The sequence below is a fragment of the Streptomyces sp. S186 genome (assembly GCF_051603415.1).
GTDB lineage: Bacteria > Actinomycetota > Actinomycetes > Streptomycetales > Streptomycetaceae > Streptomyces.
This window is the reverse complement of the sequence record NZ_CP193932.1, coordinates 2913381-2931186: the sequence shown is the minus strand read 5'-3', so window position 1 is coordinate 2931186 and position 17806 is coordinate 2913381. Positions and strand designations below refer to the sequence as shown.

Here is a 17806-nt window from a genome sequence, read left to right as displayed (position 1 = left end):
GGCTGCGGCAGGATGGATGCCACCTGGTGCGGACGCGTCGGACGCGCCCGTACTGAAGACAACCGCTGGAGACGCCCGGTGAGTTCCCCAGATCCGACCGTTCGCGCAGCGCGAAACGCTGCCGCCACAGCCGAACAGGCAGACCGCGGCCCGGCCGGCGACGACCGGCCGCTGCGCCGCCCCGTCGTCGCCGTCACCGGAGCCGCCTCCGGGATCGGCGCGCTGCTCACCCGCGCCCTGGTCGCGTCCGACGAGGTCAAGGAGGTGGTGGCCATCGACGAACGCCCCGGTGACGTCGCCGAGGCCCAGTGGCACGTCCTGGACGTCCGCGACCCCGCCATCGCCGACAAACTCCGCGGAACGGACGTCGTCGTCCATCTCGCCCTCGACCTCGACCTGGAGACCGACGCCGCGGCCCGCACCGCCTACAACGTGCGCGGCACCCAGACCGTGCTGACCGCCGCCGCGGCCGCCGGCGTCCACCGGGTGGTGCTGTGCACCTCCGCCATGGTCTACGGGGCGCTGCCCGACAACGACGTCCCGCTCGCCGAGGACGCCGAGCTGCGCGCCACCGCGGACGCCACCGGGGTCGGCGACCTCCTGGAGATCGAGCACCTGGCGCGCCGCGCCCCGCGCGCCCACCCCGGCCTGAACGTCACCGTGCTGCGCCCCGCCGTCCTGGTCGGCGGCACCGACACCGCGCTCACCCGCTACTTCGAGTCGCCGCGCCTCCTGGTCGTCGCCGGCTCCCGCCCGGCCTGGCAGTTCTGCCACGTGGAGGACCTGGTCGGCGCCCTGGAGTACGCCGCGCTGGAAAAGGTCGAGGGCGAGCTGGCGGTGGGCTGCGACGGCTGGCTGGAGCAGGAGGAGGTCGAGGAGCTCTCCGGTATCCGGCGCATGGAGCTGCCGTCCTCGGTGGCGCTGGGGGCCGCCGCCCGTCTGCACCGGATCGGCCTGACGCCGTCGCCCGCCGGGGACCTCGCCTACACCATGCACCCCTGGGTGGTCAGCGGCAGCCGGCTGCACGACGCGGGCTGGCGCCCCCGGTGGACGAACGAGGAGGTCCTCGCCGAACTGCTGGCGGAGGCCGCCGGCCGGCACACGGTCGCCGGCCGCCGGCTGGGCCGCAAGGACGCCACCGCCGCGGGCGCCGCCGGCGCCACCGTCGCGCTCCTCGGTACCGCGGCCCTGGTCCGCCGCGCCCGCAAGGCCCGCCGCCGCATCTGACACCACCGGGCCACCGACCGCCGACGCGCCCCGGACCGGCTCCTGGGCCCGACGCCTGTACGAGCCTCCATACGGGACCTCGGAGGCCCGGTGGAATCGCCATTTCCCGGTGCCCGTCCGGTGCGGCACGATGGGGCCATGTCTGGCACGCACTCCCGGCCCTCCACCGACCGCGACCACCCCGGTGAGCAGGGCGCCGCGGACCCGATCCGGCTCCTGGAGATCCGCGACACCCCCCTCTCCGTGGACGAGGTCTTCGCGGCCGTCGGGGATCGGGCCGCGGGCGGCACGGCCCTCTTTGTCGGGACCGTCCGCTCGCACGACGGCGGCGCGGACGTCGACGGCCTCGGGTACTCCGCGCACCCGTCCGCCGCGGCGGAGCTGCGCCGGGTCGCCGAGAAGGTCGTCGCCGACCATCCGGTCCGCGCGCTGGCCGCCGTCCACCGTGTGGGTGATCTGGCCATCGGTGATCTGGCCGTGGTCGTCGCGGTCTCCTGCCCCCACCGCGCCGAGGCGTTCGCGGCCTGCCGCAAACTCATCGACGACCTCAAACACGAGGTCCCCATCTGGAAGCACCAGACCTTCTCGGACGGCACAGAAGAGTGGGTGGGGGCGTAAGCCCCCTCTTCCGGGGGGCGGTGGTCGGGCGACGGGAGGGCGGGTCGGGGCCTGACGGCCCGCGCCCCGCGGCCGAACCGGTACCTCCGGTTCCGGTTGCGTAACCGGCTCCCCGGCACCAGCGTTGACGTGGCGGATGGTTAATCTGCTTATTCGTCGATCGTGGGTGCGCAAGGTGTAGGGAGGTCCCCATGGGAGCGCTCCTCTGGCTGCTGATTCCGGTGCTGGCCGGACTGGTCGCCGCGCTGTGGAGCAGCTGGGCCATGCGCAACCGCCGCAGCGGGGACGTCGCCGAGCTGGCCGGCTACGCCCGGTTCCGCGCCGCGATGGAGAAGCAGCACATCGCTCCCGCCCCCGCCGCGGCCGCCCCCGAGCACGCCTCGGATCCGGTCTGACTTCCCCCGTTCGGTGAGGTCCGGCGGCCGGTCCCCGTACGGACGGCCCCGCGGGCCGGTTGTCATACCCGTCCCGTACTGTCGTTCCATGCCACGCCGCACCGCGACGCTGCTCGCCTCGACCCTGATGCTGATCGCGCTGCTCTGCGCCGGGGTACTGATCCCCGTCCCGTATGCCGAGATGTCGCCGGGGCCGACGGTCAACACTCTCGGGGACCACAACGGCGAGCCGGTCCTCCAGATCGGCGGCGGCCGGAAGACGTACCAGACCTCCGGCCATCTGAACATGACCACGGTCCGCGTCACCGGCCCGGACTACCGCATGAATCTCCTGGAGGCGGTCTACGGCTGGCTGGACCCGAGCAGCGCGGTGGTGCCGCACCGCACGCTCTACCCCGAGGGGCAGACGGCCGAGCAGGCCGACCAGCAGAACGCCGAGGAGTTCACCCAGTCCCAGGAGAGCGCCAAGGTCGCCGCGCTCCGGCAGCTGCACATCCCGGTCGCCAGTCAGACCGTCGTGGGCGCGGTCGTCAAGGACAAGCCGGCCGACGGGCTGCTGCACGCCGGCGACGTGATCAAGGCGGTGGACGGCAGGAAGGTCCAGCAGGCCGGCGACGTGGCCGCGTTCGTCACCCGGCACAAGCCGGGACAGAAGGTGGTGTTCACCGTCATCCCCGCCAAGGAGGCGGCCGCCGCGAAGAAGCAGGGCAAGCAGCCCGAGGGCCCCGGCAAGGAGGTCGCGATCACCACGGTGGCGGCCGGCAGCCGGGCGGTCGTGGGCATCCAGGCCCAGGTGGACCACGTCTTCCCGTTCCCGATCGACGTGAAGCTCGCCGACGTCGGCGGCCCCAGCGCCGGGCTGATGTTCGCGCTCGGCATCGTGGACAAGCTCACCCCCGGCGGCAATCTGACCGGCGGCCGGTTCGTGGCGGGTACGGGCACAATCGACGACCAGGGCAAGGTCGGCCCGATCGGCGGCATTTCGATGAAGACGATCGGCGCGCGGGACAAGGGCGCGGAGTTCTTCCTGACGCCCAAGGACAACTGCGCGGCCGCCGCGAAGGACACCCCCTCCGGGCTCCGGCTGGTCAAGGTCGACACCATAGGGGACGCGGTGCGGGCGCTGGAGAAGATCCGCACGAACGACCTGGCCGGCCTGCCGAGTTGCAGTCCGGCAGGCCGGTAGCAGGCCGGTAGCGGGAGCGGCGGGCCCGTCCGCCCGCCGCGCGGCTACTCCTCCTCGAAGGTCGCCGCCAGCGCGTCCGCGAGGCCGGGGACCAGCGACCTGCCGGTCAGCACCTCGGAGGTGGAGTCCTTCTCGCGCAGCCGCAGCGCCGACTCGCGGGAGCCGTCCCGGAGGACGGCCACCGTCATCCGCACCTCCTGGCGCTCGGGGTGCTCGGCGACCCACTTGGCGAGCTGCTTCTCGGTCATGCCCGCCGGCTCGGCCTCCTCGGCGGACGGCGGCAGCATCAGGCGCTCCACGGTCAGCGCGCAGCCGACCACGGCGTCGGGCCAGGCGATGGTGGCGAGGAACTCGTCCAGCGGGGCGCCGGCCGGGATCTCGTCCTGCTCGATGGGGGTCAGGGAGGTGCCGGCGGACTCCTCGATGCCCAGCTGGGCGGCGAGCGAGGGCTCCTGTTCCCGGAGCTTGCCGGTGTCGACGAGGGCGAACAGACGGGCGGGCTGGTCCCAGCCGAGGCCGGCGGCGTACTCGTCGATCTCGAGCACCGCGCGGGTCAGTGGGTCGGCGGCGAGGGGGGTGCCGTCAACGGGGAGGTTGGTCATGCCCAACATCGTGCCTTGTCCACCCCGGAAATCGGGAACCGAGTAAAGCCGTCGTAAGTTGCATCACTGGGTCCTAGTATCGCCGGGCCTGCTCCACACGACAGCGAACTTCGAGGTGCGCACCTTGGCTTTCCAGATGCCGGACCGCGGCGGAGGCCCCTCCGGGCCACGGATCAGAGTCGGCCGACCGTCGCGGCGGTTCAGGACCCTGCTCATGACGTTGGGCGTACTGGCCGTGCTGGCCATGCTCTTCGTGATGTTCTCGGGATTCTGGACCGACTGGCTCTGGTACCGCTCGGTCCACTTCTCGTCGGTCTTCACCACCACCCTGTGGACCAAGATCGGACTGTTCTTCTCCTTCGGCGTCGTGATGGCGGTCGCCGTCGGCGTCAACATCTGGCTGGCGCACCGGCTGCGGCCGCCGCTCAGCGCGATGTCCATGGAGCAGCAGAGCCTGGACCGCTACCGCATGGGCATCGCCCCGTTCAAGAAGTGGGCGCTGATCGCGATCACGGCGGTGATCGGGCTGATCGCCGGGGCCTCCGCCTCCGGTGAGTGGCGCACGTGGCTCCAGTGGGTCAACGGCGTCCCGTTCGGCACAACGGACCCGCAGTTCCACAAGGACGTCTCGTTCTACGCCTTCGATCTGCCGTGGTACCGCTTCCTGTTGAGCTTCGGCTTCGCCTGCGCGGTGCTGTCCCTGGTGGCCGCCGTGCTCACCCACTACCTCTACGGCGGGCTGCGGCTGACCAGCCCCGGATCGCGGGCGACCGCCGCCGCCACCGGTCACCTCTCGGTGCTGCTGGGCATCTTCGTCTCCCTGAAGGCGATCGCGTACTGGCTCGACCGGTACGGCCTCGCAGTCAAGTCCAGCGGCCTGAAGTCGGCCGACAACTGGACCGGTCTGCGCTATGTCGACGCCAACGCCTACCTGCCGGCGAAGACCATCCTGTTCTTCATCGCGGCGATCTGCGCGGTGCTGTTCTTCGCCACCCTGTGGCGGCGCACCTGGCAGCTGCCGGTGATCGGCTTCGGCCTGATGGTGCTCTCCGCCGTCCTGATCGGCGGGCTGTACCCGGCGATCGTCCAGAAGTTCCAGGTCCAGCCGAACGAGCAGGCCAAGGAAGCGCCGTACATCAACAAGAACATCAAGGCGACCCGGGACGCGTACGGCATCCAGGACTCCGAGGTGACGCCCTACAAGGGCAACTACAAGCCGGGCTCCAAGGAGGACGCCCAGCGGCTGCGCGACGAGGCCGACAGCACCGCCAGCATGCGGCTGCTCGACCCGAACGTCGTCTCGCCGGCCTTCCAGCAACAGCAGCAGGTGCGGTCCTACTACCAGTTCCCGTCCACCCTGGACGTCGACCGGTACAAGGACAAGGACGGCAAGGAGCAGGACACCGTCATCGGCCTGCGCGAGCTGAACATCGCCGGCATCCCCGAGCGCAACTGGATTAACGACCACTTCAAGTACACCCACGGCTACGGCGCGGTCACCGCCAAGGGCACCGAGACCGCCGACGGCGGCGGCCCGCGGTACACCGAGTCCGACCTGCCGACCAAGGGCCAGCTCCCGACGTACGAACAGCGCGTCTACTACGGCGAGAAGACCACCCAGTACTCCATCGTGGGCGGGCCGCAGCAGGAGCTGGACTACTCCGACGACAGCGGTGAGAAGGGCTACCGCTATCAGGGCAAGAGCGGGGTGAGCCTGTCCAACCCGATCAACCGCGCCGCGTACGCGGTGGCGTTCGGTGAGCCGCAGATCCTCTACTCCGGCGCCATCGGGGACAAGTCGCGGATCCTGTACAACCGCACGCCCAAGGAGCGCGTCGAGTCCGTCGCCCCCTGGCTGACCATCGACGGCGACGCCTACCCGGCGGTGATCAACGGCCGGATCCAGTGGATCGTGGACGCGTACACCACCAGCAACGGCTACCCGTACGCCTCGCGCACCACCCTCGGGGACAGCACCGCCGACTCGCTCACCAACGGCCAGCGCGCGGTGGTGGCCCAGCAGAACCAGGTCAACTACATCCGCAACTCCGTCAAGGCCACGGTCGACGCGTACGACGGCACGGTCAAGCTCTACCAGTGGGACACCAAGGACCCGGTCCTGAAGACCTGGATGAAGGCGTTCCCCGGCACGGTGGAGAAGAAGAGCGCCATCAGCCCCGAGCTGAAGGCCCACCTGCGCTACCCGCAGGACCTCTTCAAGGTGCAGCGCCAGCTGCTGACCACGTACCACGTCACCGACCCGGGCACCTTCTACACCGGCTCGGAGCGCTGGCAGATCCCCAGCGACCCGACCAACAAGTCGGGCAACGCGGTGCCGCCGTACTACCTCAGCATGAAGATGCCGGACCAGAAGGACCAGGCGTTCTCGCTGACGACGACCTTCACGCCCAACAAGAAGGACAACCTGGGCGCCTTCATGGCGGTCGACGCGGACGCGACGAGTGGCGACTACGGCAGGATCAGACTGCTGAAGCTGCCCGCGCAGACACCGGTGCCGGGCCCGCAGCTGGCCCAGTCGAAGTTCAACTCCGACCCCACGATCGCCAACGAGCTCAACATCCTCAAGAAGTTCGGCGACTCGGAGATCGAGTACGGCAACCTGCTGACGGTGCCCCTCAGCGGCGGTCTGCTCTACGTCGAACCGGTCTATCTGCGCGGCGCCAACACCAACTACCCGCTCCTGAAGAAGGTGTTGGTGAGCTACGGCGACAACAAGCCGGTCCTGGAGAACAGCCTCAAGGACGCGCTCGACGTGGTCTTCGGCAAGAAGGCGCCGAGCACCGGCGCGGAGAACCCGCCGCCCGGCGGCGGGCAGACCGGTGAGCAGCCGCCGCCGTCCGACCAGACCGTGCAGCAGGCCCTGGCGGACGCCGAGAAGGCGTACGACGAGGGCGAGAAGGCGCGGGTGGCCGGCGACTGGGCCGCGTACGGCGAGGCGCAGAAGAAGCTGAAGGCCGCGCTGGACCAGGCGGCCAAGGCGTCCGGGAAAGGCGGCAAGTCGGGCGGCTGAGCCGCCGGAGCGGGCCCCGTGGCCCGGTGGCCGCCGGCGTGAACCGGCGGCCACCGGGGCCGGGTGTCAACAGCGGTCCCCGCGACGTGATACGTTGGAGTCACAACGACGCGGGGTGGAGCAGCTCGGTAGCTCGCTGGGCTCATAACCCAGAGGTCGCAGGTTCAAATCCTGTCCCCGCTACTGAAGACCAAGGCCCGGATTCCTTGAATCCGGGCCTTCGTCATGCGTTCGGGTCAAAGCTGATCAGGGGCGGGTCGGACAACCCATGTGGGAAAGCTGTGTGCTTGAGTTTGGCATGTCGCCGTGTCGGGAAGTCGACAAACCGCTGAAGTGACCTCACTGGCTGCGGTATACCAGGTGTACGCGGGTTACAGGTGATGCGACGATGGTTCTTATGGGGGACAAGGCAAGGTTGTTGGAGACGGACCGGTTTGTGCAGGCGCCCGACGACGGGCGCGATTCCGACATGTCGATGGACGCGATGGAGGCCGACGGCACGGCCGAGGCGTCCGACGCGGTGACCGAGTCCGGCTACCGCCGCGCCGCCGAGGCGGGGGACCCGGCCGCGATGAGCGGGCTGGGGGCGATGCTGCTGCGCCGCGCCGACCTCGACGGCGCCGAGCCGCACCTCCGCTCCGCGGCCGCCGCCGGCGACCGGGCCGCGGCCAACAACCTCGGCGTCCTCCTCCACCAGCGGGGCTACGCCGAGGAGGCCGCCGGCTGGTGGCGGATCGCCGCCGTCGCCGGCTCCGCCGCCGCCGCGCACGCCCTGGGCCGCCACTACCGCGAGCGCGGCGACGAGCCGGCCGCCGAGTACTGGCTGCGCCAGTCCGCCGAGTCCGGCCACTGCCTGGGTGCGTACGCCCTCGCCGACCTCCTGGAGCACCGTGGCGACATCGGCGCCGAGCGCTGGTTCCGGGCCGCCGCCGAGCGCGGCCACCGCGAGGCCGCCTACCGCCTCGCCCGGCTCGTCGAGGACGGCCGCGACACCGACCGCCGCACCACACCCGCCTACGGGGAGCTGAAGCAGCAGGCCGAGGCCGAGCAGTGGTACCGCCAGGCCGCGGCCCGCGGCCACCGGCGGGCCGCGCTCCAGCTCGGCGCGCTGCTGGAGGAGCGCGGCGACATCCAGGAGGCCGGCCGCTGGTACCTCTCCGCGGCCAAGGACGGCGAGGCCCGCGCCGCCTGCGCGCTGGGCTTCCTGCTCCGCGACGCCGGGGACGAGGAGAGCGCCGCGGAGTGGTGGCGGCGGGCCGCCCAGGACGGCGACGGCAACGCCGCCAACGCCCTCGGCGCGCTGCACGCCGACCGCGGCGAGCTCCAGACCGCCGAGCGCTGGTACCGCGCCGCACTGGACGCCGGTGATGTCAACGGCGCCTACAACCTCGGCCTGCTCTGCGCCGAGCAGGGCCGCCCCGGCCGGGGCGAGCAGTGGTACCGCCGCGCCGCCTACGCCGGTCACCGCGAGGCCGCCAACGCGCTGGCCATCATGCTGCTCCAGCGCGGCGACGCCTCCGGGGCCGAGCCGTGGTTCTCCAAGGCGGCCGAGGCCGGCAGCGTGGACGCCGCGTTCAACCTCGGCATCCTGTTCACCGGTCGCGGCGAGGAGCGGCTGGCGCGCTCCTGGTACGAGCGGGCGGCCGCCGCCGGGCACACCGACGCGGCGCTCCAGGTCGCCATAGCGCAGCTGCGCGACGGCGACCTCCAGGAAGCGGAGGGCAACCTCCGCTGCGCGGCCGACGGCGGCAGCGCCGAGGCGGCGTTCCGGCTCGCCGACCTTCTCGACCGGCGGTCCGCGGAGGCGGACGCCGAGCGGTCCGAGGACGACGAGAGCCGGCAGTGGTACGAGCGCGCGGCCCGCAAGGGGCACCGCCGCGCCCAGGTCCGGGTTGGCATGTTCGCGGCGGCGCGCGGCGACGCGGTCGAGGCGGCGACGTGGTACCGCGCCGCCGCCGAGGCCGGCAGCCGCAACGGCGCCTTCAACCTCGGCCTGCTGCTGGCCCGCGAGGGCAGCCTGCCCGAGGCCGCCCTGTGGTGGCAGCGCGCCGCCGAGAGCGGCCACGGCCGGGCGGCGCTGCGGCTGGCGCTGATCGCGGCCCGCCGTGGGGCGCTCGCCGAGGCCCAGGGCTGGTGTGCGCGGGCGGTGGAGCTGGGCCCGCCCGAGGTGGCGGAGCGGGCGGCCCGGCTGCGGACCGCGCTCCTGGAGGAGCTGAGCGCATGACGGTCGGCCGCCGGGGGCGCTGCTCCCGGCGGCCGGGGCTCGGTCCCATTGGGCCGGGCCCTGGGCCGTCCGGAAGGAATTTGCGCTGGTCGTCGGCGTGGGGTTAAAGTAAAGACACAACGACGCGGGGTGGAGCAGCTCGGTAGCTCGCTGGGCTCATAACCCAGAGGTCGCAGGTTCAAATCCTGTCCCCGCTACTGAAACCGAAGGCCCGGATCCTCAGGATCCGGGCCTTCGGCATGTCCGGACCGGCGGATGCGCGGCGACGGCAGCGGCCCCCGGGCCGGAGTGCGGCCGCGGGGGCGGGTTACGACTGCGGCCCCGACGGGGTCCGGGGCCTGGATCAGGACTGGCCGCTGCAGTTGGGGCAGATACCCCGGTACGTCACGGTGACCTCGGAGACCTGGAAGCCGTAGCGCTCCGGTTCGGGCAGCGCGGACAGCGGGTCGCCGTGGAGGTGCACATCGCGGATCGTCCCGCAGCGCGAGCAGACCAGGTGCTGGTGGTCGTGGTGGGCGTTGGGGTCGTAGCGCTTGGCGCGGCCGTCGGTGCTCACCTCGATCACCTCACCGAGCGAGACCAGCTCGCCGAGGGTGTTGTAGACCGTGGCGCGGGAGATCTCGGGGAGCCGTTCGGACGCCTTGGCGTGCACCTCGTCGGCGGTGTAGTGGACGTGGTCGCCGTCCAGCACCTCGGCGACGACGCGGCGCTGCGCGGTCAGCCGCCAGCCGCGTCCCCGGAGTCGTTCCAGCAGGTCACTCATGCCAATCACCTATCAGTCAGATAGTCACCAGGGTAGCAGCGGCCGTCCATCGCCGGATCGGGTACGGGTTTCGGATTCTTCTTGACTTAGACATTGTCCAATGTAGGATCGGGTGCAGCGCACGCCAAGGGCAGGTGCACGGATGAATCAGGAGGCGCACGTGTCGGTAGAGACCACCACCGGACCGCTGACCACGGAGACCGGGGCCCCGGTCGCGGACAACCAGAACAGCGAGACGGCCGGCGTCGGCGGCCCCGGACTGATCCAGGACCAGCTCCTGATCGAGAAGCTCGCGCACTTCAACCGCGAACGCATACCGGAGCGCATCGTCCACGCCCGTGGCGCCGGTGCCTACGGCACCTTCACGGTCACCGCGGACGTGACGAAGTACACCCGCGCGAAGTTCCTCTCCGAGGTCGGCAAGCAGACCGAGGTGTTCCTGCGGTTCTCGACCGTCGCCGGCAGCCTCGGCTCGGCCGACGCGGTGCGCGACCCGCGCGGCTTCGCGCTGAAGTTCTACACCGAGGAGGGCAACTACGACCTCGTCGGCAACAACACCCCGGTGTTCTTCATCAAGGACGCCATCAAGTTCCCCGACTTCATCCACACCCAGAAGCGCGACCCGTACACCGGCTCGCAGGAGGCGGACAACGTCTGGGACTTCTGGGGCCTGTCGCCCGAGGCCACCCACCAGGTGACCTGGCTGTTCGGCGACCGCGGCATCCCCGCCTCGTACCGTCACATGGACGGCTTCGGCTCGCACACCTTCCAGTGGAACAACGACGCGGGTGAGGTCTTCTGGGTCAAGTACCACTTCAAGACCGACCAGGGCATCCGGAACCTCACCCAGGACGAGGCCGACCGGCTCGCCGGCGAGGACCCGGACAGCCACCAGCGCGACCTGCGCGAGTCCATCGAGCGCGGCGACTTCCCGACCTGGACCGTCGGCGTGCAGATCATGCCCGCCGCCGAGGCCGCGAACTACCGCTTCAACCCGTTCGACCTGACCAAGGTGTGGCCACACGCGGACTACCCGGTCGTCGAGATCGGCAAGCTGGAGCTCAACCGCAACCCGGAGAACATCTTCGCCGAGGTCGAGCAGTCGACCTTCTCCCCGCACCACTTCGTGCCGGGCATCGGCCCGTCCCCCGACAAGATGCTCCAGGGCCGCCTCTTCGCGTACGGCGACGCCCACCGCTACCGCGTCGGCATCAACGCCGACCACCTGCCGGTCAACCGCCCGCACGCCACCGAGGCGCGCAGCCACGGCCGGGACGGCGCGCTCTACGACGGCCGCCACGGCCGTCAGAAGAACTACGAGCCCAACAGCTTCGGCGGTCCGGCCCAGACCGGCCGACCGCTGTGGCAGCCGCTGCCGGTGACCGGTGACACCGGCGAGACCGCGGCGCCCTCGCACGCCGAGGACGACGACTTCGTCCAGGCGGGCAACCTCTACCGACTGATGTCGGAGGCGGAGCGGGAGCGCCTGATCAACAACCTGGCGGGCTTCCTCGCCAAGGTCTCCCGCGACGAGATCGCCCAGCGCGCGATCGAGAACTTCCGCAAGGCGGACGCGGACTACGGCAAGCGGCTGGAGGCGGCGGTCCAGGCTGCCCGTTGCGCCTAAGCCGGCGCCGCGCCCTTTGCGCCTAAACCGGCGCCGCTTTCGCGGAGGTGGTTGAGCGCCGTGGGGGTTGCTCAATTGTCGCTGCCGTAAAAGCCGGAGAGGCCGGATGCCGAAGGGCTCCGGCCTCTCTGTGCGCCCGGGGGGACGGTCACGCCGCCGCCGGGGTCCGTTCGGAGGTGTCGGACCAGCAGCGCATGATGTCGCGGACCGAGACGATGCCGACCGGTTCGAGGTCGTCGAGGACGACGAGGTGGCGGAAGCCGCCGCGCACCATGGCGCCCGCCGCCTCGTCCAGGGTCCAGTTCGGGGTCGCGAAGACGACGTCGGTGGTGGTGTGGCTCTGGGCGGTCTCCCGGTCGGGGTTCTCGCCCGCGCCGAGGGAGTTGAGGATGTCGCGCTCGGTGAGGATGCCGATGCCGTAGGTGTCGCTGTCGAGGACCACGGCCGCGCCGATGCGGCGGGCCGCCATCAGTCGAGCCGCCTGGCGGAGGGTGTGAGCCGGCCCGATGGTGAGGACCATCGTGCTCATGACGTCTTTGACGAGCATGGGCATGAAGGGGAGCCACCTCCTTGAACGTGCAGGCGTGAAAATGCGAAACGATTCACAAGTTCACAAACCGGGGGGTTCTCATGTTCACATGCCCCCGGTCGCGCAACAAGGGGCAGATGGTGGACGCCAGTCCGAACATCTGCCCCTGCGCAGGTCAGTGGGGTGGTGCGGTGGGCCGGGCCGCCGCTTTTCGCCCGATGGTGGTCAGTTCCGGTCGTCGCCGAGGTAGGCCAGCAGGTCCTCGTGGAGCAGGCCGTTGGAGGCCGCGGCGTTGCCGCTGTGCGGACCGGGCCGGCCGTCGAGACCGGTGAAGCGCCCGCCGGACTCCTGGACGATCACCGCGCAGGCCGCCATGTCCCACAGCGACAGCTCCGGCTCCGCGCAGATGTCGACCGTCCCCTCGGCGACCATCATGTAGGGCCAGAAGTCGCCGTAGGCCCGGGTCCGCCAGCAGTCGCGGGACAGGTCGAGGAAGCGGGAGAGCCGGCCGCGCTCCTCCCAGCCGGTCAGCGAGGAGTAGGCGAACGACGCGTCCTGGATGCGGCCGACCTCGGAGGCGTGCAGCCGGGTCGCCGAGGTCAGGCTGCGGCCGGTGAAGGCGCCCAGGCCCTCGGCGGCCCACCAGCGGCGGTTCAGCGCCGGGGCGGAGACGAGCCCGACCACCGGGCGGTCGCCGCCCTCGCCGCGCTCCATCAGGGCGATCAGGGTCGCCCACACCGGCACCCCGCGGACGTAGTTCTTGGTGCCGTCGATCGGGTCGATGATCCAGCGGCGCGGCCCCGAGCCCTCGTTGCCGAACTCCTCGCCGAGCACCGCGTCCCGCGGCCGGGCGCGCTGCAGCTGGGCGCGGATCAGCTCCTCGGCGGACTTGTCCGCCTCGCTGACCGGGGTCATGTCCGGTTTGGTCTCCACCTTGAGGTCGAGGGCCTTGAACCGTTCCATGGTGGCGGCGTCGGCGGCGTCCGCCAGGACGTGCGCCAGGCGGAGATCATCGTGATAGTCGGGCATGTGCGAACAGTATCCACTGGTATGCACGGGAGCCACCGGGCCATGCCGTGGCCTCCGGGTGGTCTGTGGCGGAGTGCCGGCCGGGGCTGCTGCCGAGCCGCCCTGGGGGCGACCGGGGTGGGTCTTGACAGCAACTGACGAGGCGTCAATTCTGTGATCTGGACCACTGTTTCGAGTGGAGCCAGGAGGTGGCCGATGCCCTCGGTGCGCGAGGCCCTGCTGGACGCGGCCTACGCGGCGCTGCTCACCCGGCCCTGGACGGCCGTCCGGATGGTGGAGGTGGCGGCCGCCGCCGGGGTGTCCCGGCAGACGCTCTACAACGAGTTCGGCGGCAAGGAGGGGCTGGCCCACGCCCTCGTCCGCCGGGAGACCGAGACGTATCTGGCGGGGGTGGAGCGGGCGCTGGCCGGCGACGCTGCCGGGGCGGCGGCCGACGAGGGCGCCCGGGTCGCCGCCGCGGCCGCCTGGACGCTGCGGAGCGCACGGACGAACCCGCTGGTCAGGGCCGCGTTGACGGGATGCCGGGGCGACCGGCTGCCGGCCGGTCAGGACGGGCCCGCCGAACTGCTCGGCCGGTTCCGCGACCGGGCGGTGGCGGCGCTGGCGCCCGGCCGGCCCCGGGAGGAGCTGCCCGCCCTGGACGCCGCCTGCGAGACCGCGGCCCGGCTGACGCTGTCGTGTGTGGTCGCCCCGGTGGGGCCCGGCTCGGCAGGGCCGCCGACCGGTGTGCGCGTGGCGGTGCCCCGGCAGCGGGGCCGGCGGCGGGGGACGGAGGCCGAGAGCGAGGCGGTCGCCCGGCTGGTGCGGGGCGCCTTCGCCGGGCTCACGGGCTATGCGGGCGCCCCGGGGGCGTCAGTGCGCCGAGCCGGACAGCTGGAGCCCGATCACCCCGACGATCACCAGCGTGATGGAGATGATCTTCAGCGTGGAGACCAGGTCGCCGAGGAAGACCATGCCGTAGATCGCGGTGCCGGCGGCGCCGATGCCGGTCCAGACCGCGTACGCCGGGCCGACGTCGAGCTTGCGCAGCGCCATCGTCAGCAGGCCGAAGCTGCCCAGGGCGAAGGCCGCGAAGGCGATGGTCGGGTAGAGGCGGGTGAAGCCGTGCGAGAGCTTGAGGCAGACCGCGAAGCCGGTCTCCAGCAGGCCCGCCACCACGACCAGCAGCCACGCCATATCCCATTGCCTCCGTCAGCTCGGTGACTGCTTCAGCCAGGCGACCTGTCACGACCGGATCGGATCGGAGGGGACCGGTCCTGGTGTGAGGGTGATTATGCCCGCGGCCCGGACGGGCGGCAGGGGGATTGGCCCGATCAGTCGCCCTCGCGCCGTTCGCGGGTCGCCAGCAGCCGCCGCAGCGAGTACAGCCGGGCCTGGTCGGCGTGCCCCTCGGCCACCCACGCGTCCAGCGCGCAGTCCGGCTCGTCGTGACTGCACGCCCGGGGGCACTCGCCGGTGCCGGGCTCCAGGTCCGGGAAGGCGTGGATGACCCGGGACGGATCGATGTGGGCCAGCCCGAAGGACCGCACGCCAGGGGTGTCGATGACCCAGCCGGTGTCGCCGGGCAGCGGCAGGGCCAGCGCCGAGGTGGTGGTGTGCCGGCCGCGGCCGGTGACCGCGTTGACGTGGCCGGTGGCCCGGCGGCGCTCCGGCACCAGGGCGTTGACCAGGGTCGTCTTGCCCACCCCGGAGTGCCCCACGAACGCCGTCATCCGGCCGGTCAGCTGCTCCCGGACCCGCTCGGCGGCGCTGCCGTCGGCCAGCTCCTCGCGGTTGGTGACGACGTACGGCACGCCGAGCGCGCCGTAGGACTCCAGCAGCGCGTCCGGTGCGGCCAGGTCGGACTTGGTCAGCACCAGCAGCGGGTCCAGCCCGGCGTCGTAGGCGGCGACCAGGCAGCGGTCGATCAGCCGCGGCCGCGGCTCGGGGTCGGCGAGCGCGGTGACGATGGCGAGCTGGTCGGCGTTGGCGACCACCACCCGCTCGTACGGGTCGGTGTCGTCGGCGGTCCGGCGCAGCGTGGAGCTGCGCGGCTCGACCCGGACTATCCGGGCCAGGGTGTCCTTGGCGCCGCTGAGGTCGCCGACCACCGCGACCCGGTCGCCGACCACCGCGCTCTTGCGGCCCAGCTCGCGGGCCTTCATCGCGGTGACCTTGCGGTCGTCGATCAGGCACGTCAGACGGCCCCGGTCGACGGTCAGGACCAGGCCCTCGCGGGCGTCCTCGTGCTTGGGGCGGATGCTCGTCCGCGGCCGGTTGCCCTTGCGGTTGGGCCGGACGCGGACGTCGTCCTCATCGGGGTTCTTGCCGTAGCGGCGCATGGTGCGGCGGTCCTCAGACTCTCCGGGCGGGGGCGGACGCCGGATCGAGCATCTCCGTCCACAGCGCGGGGAAGTCGGGCAGGGTCTTGGCGGTGGTGGCGACGTTCTCCACCTCGACGCCCTCGACGGCCAGGCCGATGACGGCGGCGGCGGTGGCCAGCCGGTGGTCCTCGTAGGTGTGGAAGATCCCGCCGTGCAGCGGACGCGGCCGGATGTGCAGGCCGTCGGCGGTCTCGGTGACGTCGCCGCCGAGTTCGTTGAGCTCCTTGGTGAGCGCGGCCAGCCGGTCGGTCTCGTGCAGCCGCAGGTGCGCCACCCCGCGCAGCGTGGACGGCGAGTCGGCGAGCGCGGCGAGGGCGGCGATGCCCGGGGTCAGCTCGCCGACCTCGCCGAGATCGACGTCGATGCCGTGGATCCGGCCGCTGCCGGTGAGGGTCAGGCCGTCCTCGGTCAGTTCGCAGGTGCCGCCCATGGTGGTGAAGATCTCGCGCAGCGCGTCGCCGGGCTGGGTGGTGTGCTCGGGCCAGTCCGGGATGGTGACCCGGCCGCCGGTGACCAGCGCGGCGGCCAGGAACGGCTGCGCGTTGGAGAGGTCCGGCTCGACGACCAGGTCGCGGCCGAGCAGGGCGCCGGGGGTGACCCGCCAGACGTTCGGCTCGCCGCCCGCCTCGGGAGTGTCCACCTGGGCGCCGACGCTGCGCAGCATGTCGACGGTCATCCGGATGTGCGGCATCGAGGGCAGCGCCGCGCCGACGTGCCGGACCTCGACACCTTGGTTGAAGCGCGGCGCGGACAGCAGCAGGGCGCTGACGAACTGGGAGGACGAGGAGGCGTCGATCTCCACCGCGCCGCCCTCCAGGGCGCCGCCGCCGAACACCGTCATCGGCAGCGCGCCGCGGTTGTCGTCGTCGATCCGGGCGCCCAGGGCGCGCAGCGCGTCGATGACGCCGCCCAGCGGGCGCTCGTAGGAGCGCGGGTCGCCGTCGAAGCGGATCGGGCCGTCGGCGAGCGCGGCGACCGGCGGGAGGAAGCGCATGACCGTGCCGGCGTTGCCCACGTCGACGGTGGCCGGGCCGTGCAGGCCGGCGGGGATGATCCGCCACGCCTCGCCGCCGGAGGTGCCGGCGGAGCTGGAGGAGGCGGTCTCCTCGATGCCGACGCCCAGGGCGCGCAGCGCCTCGGCCATCAGCAGGGTGTCCCGGGAGCGCAGCGGGCGGCGCAGCCAGCCCGGCTCGGAGGACAGGGCGGCCAGGACCAGGCCGCGGTTCGTGACCGATTTGGAGCCGGGCACGGTGACGGTCGCATCGACCGCCCCGGGGGCGACGGGGGCAGGCCACAGGGCAGGGAGGGCGGGGCTCTCGGTCATGCCCTTACTTTAATGGCTGGACAAGGGTACCGATCTTGATCAAAAGCGTCGCAACCTGTGCGAAACACGGCTCTCGTGGTGCAACCGCAGGCAGTGGGCCTCTCCGGGGCAACAGCGACCACACCGACATACGGAATGTGGGTTACCGGGTGCCACCGCTGAGGACCTCCGCTCCTCATATACCGAGCAGCCAGCGACCGCCGCCCATCAGGGAGCACACCGTCACCACATGGAAGAAACCGAGCCAGACACCGGCCGGGACATGGGTGAGCCGTGCGAGCTGGTCGGGGTCGGAGTCGCCGGCCCCGCCGCGCCGCCGCTTCCCCTGGAGTTCGAACGGCGGCCGTACCCCGCCCAGCAGCAGGAACCACACCACCGCGTACGCGAACCCCGCCTGCACCTCGGGCGCCGTCAGCCACGACACCAGCAGGAAGGTGCCGCCCGCCAGCACGACGGTGAGCACGCCGTAGGCGTTGCGGATCATCACCAGCATCGCCAGCAGCAGCCCGGTGGCCCCCCACAGCAGCGCCGTGGTGTGCCCGGCGGCCAGCAGCGCGGCGCCCGCCAGACCCAGCAGCGAGGGGGCGAGATAGCCGGCCGCGGCGGTCAGGACCATGCCCAGGCCGTGCGGTTTGCCGCGCGAGACGGTCAGCCCCGAGGTGTCCGAGTGCAGCCGGATGCCGTCCAGGCGGCGGCCGGTCAGCAGGGCGATCAGCCCGTGGCCGCCCTCGTGCGCGATGGTGACGGCGTTCCGCGACAGCCGCCAGGCGGTGTGCGGGACGACCGCACCCAGGGCCAGCACGCCGGTGACGATCACCAGCCAGAGCGACGGGCCGGGCTGGGCCGAGAAGACCCGGTCCCAGACGTCGGTGTAGTGGGTGTCCATGC

Annotated in this window: 15 protein-coding genes, 2 tRNA genes and 1 pseudogene; 10 read left to right on the top strand and 8 right to left on the bottom strand. The window is 71.9% G+C overall.

What is annotated here, in order from left to right:
- Nucleotides 1-78 precede the first annotated feature (78 nt).
- The 4 genes from ACRAS8_RS12110 (at nucleotide 79) to ACRAS8_RS12095 (ending at nucleotide 3426) form a co-directional block, all read left to right on the top strand.
- On the top strand, nucleotides 79-1227 hold the full coding sequence (locus tag ACRAS8_RS12110) for an SDR family oxidoreductase (RefSeq protein WP_438485933.1): 1149 nt from the start codon (nucleotides 79-81) through the stop codon (nucleotides 1225-1227).
- A gap of 138 nt (nucleotides 1228-1365) precedes the next feature.
- Nucleotides 1366-1845, top strand: a complete 480-nt coding sequence (locus ACRAS8_RS12105; RefSeq protein WP_221906571.1) for a molybdenum cofactor biosynthesis protein MoaE — start codon at nucleotides 1366-1368, stop codon at nucleotides 1843-1845.
- Nucleotides 1846-2036: 191 nt separating this feature from the next.
- Nucleotides 2037-2240 (top strand): hypothetical protein, encoded by a 204-nt coding sequence (locus tag ACRAS8_RS12100; RefSeq protein WP_438485932.1) that lies wholly within the window; start codon nucleotides 2037-2039, stop codon nucleotides 2238-2240.
- 88 nt (nucleotides 2241-2328) lie between these two features.
- Nucleotides 2329-3426: a YlbL family protein gene (locus ACRAS8_RS12095; protein WP_438485931.1), complete on the top strand. Its 1098-nt coding sequence runs from the start codon at nucleotides 2329-2331 to the stop codon at nucleotides 3424-3426.
- A 44-nt stretch (nucleotides 3427-3470) separates the two neighbouring features.
- Here the strand turns inward: ACRAS8_RS12095 and ACRAS8_RS12090 are convergent, their stop codons facing one another.
- Nucleotides 3471-4028 carry a PPA1309 family protein gene (locus ACRAS8_RS12090; protein WP_438485930.1) on the bottom strand — a complete coding sequence of 186 codons (558 nt, stop codon included), beginning with the start codon at nucleotides 4026-4028 and terminating at the stop codon, nucleotides 3471-3473.
- 136 nt (nucleotides 4029-4164) lie between these two features.
- Here ACRAS8_RS12090 and ACRAS8_RS12085 point away from each other — a divergent pair, with 136 nt between their 5' ends.
- The 4 genes from ACRAS8_RS12085 (at nucleotide 4165) to ACRAS8_RS12070 (ending at nucleotide 9480) form a co-directional block, all read left to right on the top strand.
- Complete coding sequence (locus tag ACRAS8_RS12085; RefSeq protein WP_438490440.1) at nucleotides 4165-7059, top strand: UPF0182 family membrane protein; 2895 nt, start codon at nucleotides 4165-4167, stop codon at nucleotides 7057-7059.
- 109 nt (nucleotides 7060-7168) lie between these two features.
- Nucleotides 7169-7242: transfer RNA gene (locus ACRAS8_RS12080), tRNA-Met, on the top strand.
- A 205-nt stretch (nucleotides 7243-7447) separates the two neighbouring features.
- Nucleotides 7448-9283: a tetratricopeptide repeat protein gene (locus ACRAS8_RS12075; RefSeq protein WP_438485929.1), complete on the top strand. Its 1836-nt coding sequence runs from the start codon at nucleotides 7448-7450 to the stop codon at nucleotides 9281-9283.
- A gap of 123 nt (nucleotides 9284-9406) precedes the next feature.
- Nucleotides 9407-9480, top strand: a tRNA-Met gene (locus tag ACRAS8_RS12070).
- Nucleotides 9481-9626: 146 nt separating this feature from the next.
- Here the strand turns inward: ACRAS8_RS12070 and ACRAS8_RS12065 are convergent.
- Nucleotides 9627-10046 carry a Fur family transcriptional regulator gene (locus ACRAS8_RS12065; RefSeq protein ID WP_018536209.1) on the bottom strand — a complete coding sequence of 140 codons (420 nt, stop codon included), beginning with the start codon at nucleotides 10044-10046 and terminating at the stop codon, nucleotides 9627-9629.
- A 142-nt stretch (nucleotides 10047-10188) separates the two neighbouring features.
- Between ACRAS8_RS12065 and ACRAS8_RS12060 the strand changes: the two genes are divergently transcribed.
- Nucleotides 10189-11673, top strand: a complete 1485-nt coding sequence (locus tag ACRAS8_RS12060; RefSeq protein WP_438485928.1) for a catalase — start codon at nucleotides 10189-10191, stop codon at nucleotides 11671-11673.
- A gap of 148 nt (nucleotides 11674-11821) precedes the next feature.
- Here the strand turns inward: ACRAS8_RS12060 and ACRAS8_RS12055 are convergent, their stop codons facing one another.
- Entirely contained in the window at nucleotides 11822-12220 is a 399-nt protein-coding gene (locus ACRAS8_RS12055) for a CBS domain-containing protein (protein ID WP_438490439.1), read from the bottom strand.
- Between the two features lie 207 nt (nucleotides 12221-12427).
- Entirely contained in the window at nucleotides 12428-13231 is an 804-nt protein-coding gene (gene hisN / locus ACRAS8_RS12050; RefSeq protein ID WP_438485927.1) for a histidinol-phosphatase, read from the bottom strand.
- Nucleotides 13232-13426: 195 nt separating this feature from the next.
- On the opposite strand from hisN, the pseudogene ACRAS8_RS12045 reads away from it, so the two are divergent.
- Nucleotides 13427-14017: pseudogene (locus ACRAS8_RS12045) on the top strand (TetR/AcrR family transcriptional regulator); the annotation flags it as partial.
- 66 nt (nucleotides 14018-14083) lie between these two features.
- On the opposite strand, the gene ACRAS8_RS12040 reads toward ACRAS8_RS12045, so the two are convergent.
- The 4 genes from ACRAS8_RS12040 to ACRAS8_RS12025 all read right to left on the bottom strand — a co-directional run bounded on the left by ACRAS8_RS12040 (nucleotide 14084) and on the right by ACRAS8_RS12025 (nucleotide 17804).
- The gene (locus tag ACRAS8_RS12040) at nucleotides 14084-14407 is read right to left on the bottom strand and encodes a DMT family transporter (RefSeq protein WP_438485926.1); all 324 of its coding nucleotides are present in this window, start codon (nucleotides 14405-14407) and stop codon (nucleotides 14084-14086) included.
- Between the two features lie 137 nt (nucleotides 14408-14544).
- Entirely contained in the window at nucleotides 14545-15552 is a 1008-nt protein-coding gene (gene rsgA / locus ACRAS8_RS12035) for a ribosome small subunit-dependent GTPase A (protein WP_438485925.1), read from the bottom strand.
- Between the two features lie 13 nt (nucleotides 15553-15565).
- Complete coding sequence (gene aroA / locus ACRAS8_RS12030; protein ID WP_438485924.1) at nucleotides 15566-16918, bottom strand: 3-phosphoshikimate 1-carboxyvinyltransferase; 1353 nt, start codon at nucleotides 16916-16918, stop codon at nucleotides 15566-15568.
- A 175-nt stretch (nucleotides 16919-17093) separates the two neighbouring features.
- Nucleotides 17094-17804: a M50 family metallopeptidase gene (locus tag ACRAS8_RS12025; protein WP_438485923.1), complete on the bottom strand. Its 711-nt coding sequence runs from the start codon at nucleotides 17802-17804 to the stop codon at nucleotides 17094-17096.
- Between the last annotated feature and the right edge of the window lie 2 nt (nucleotides 17805-17806).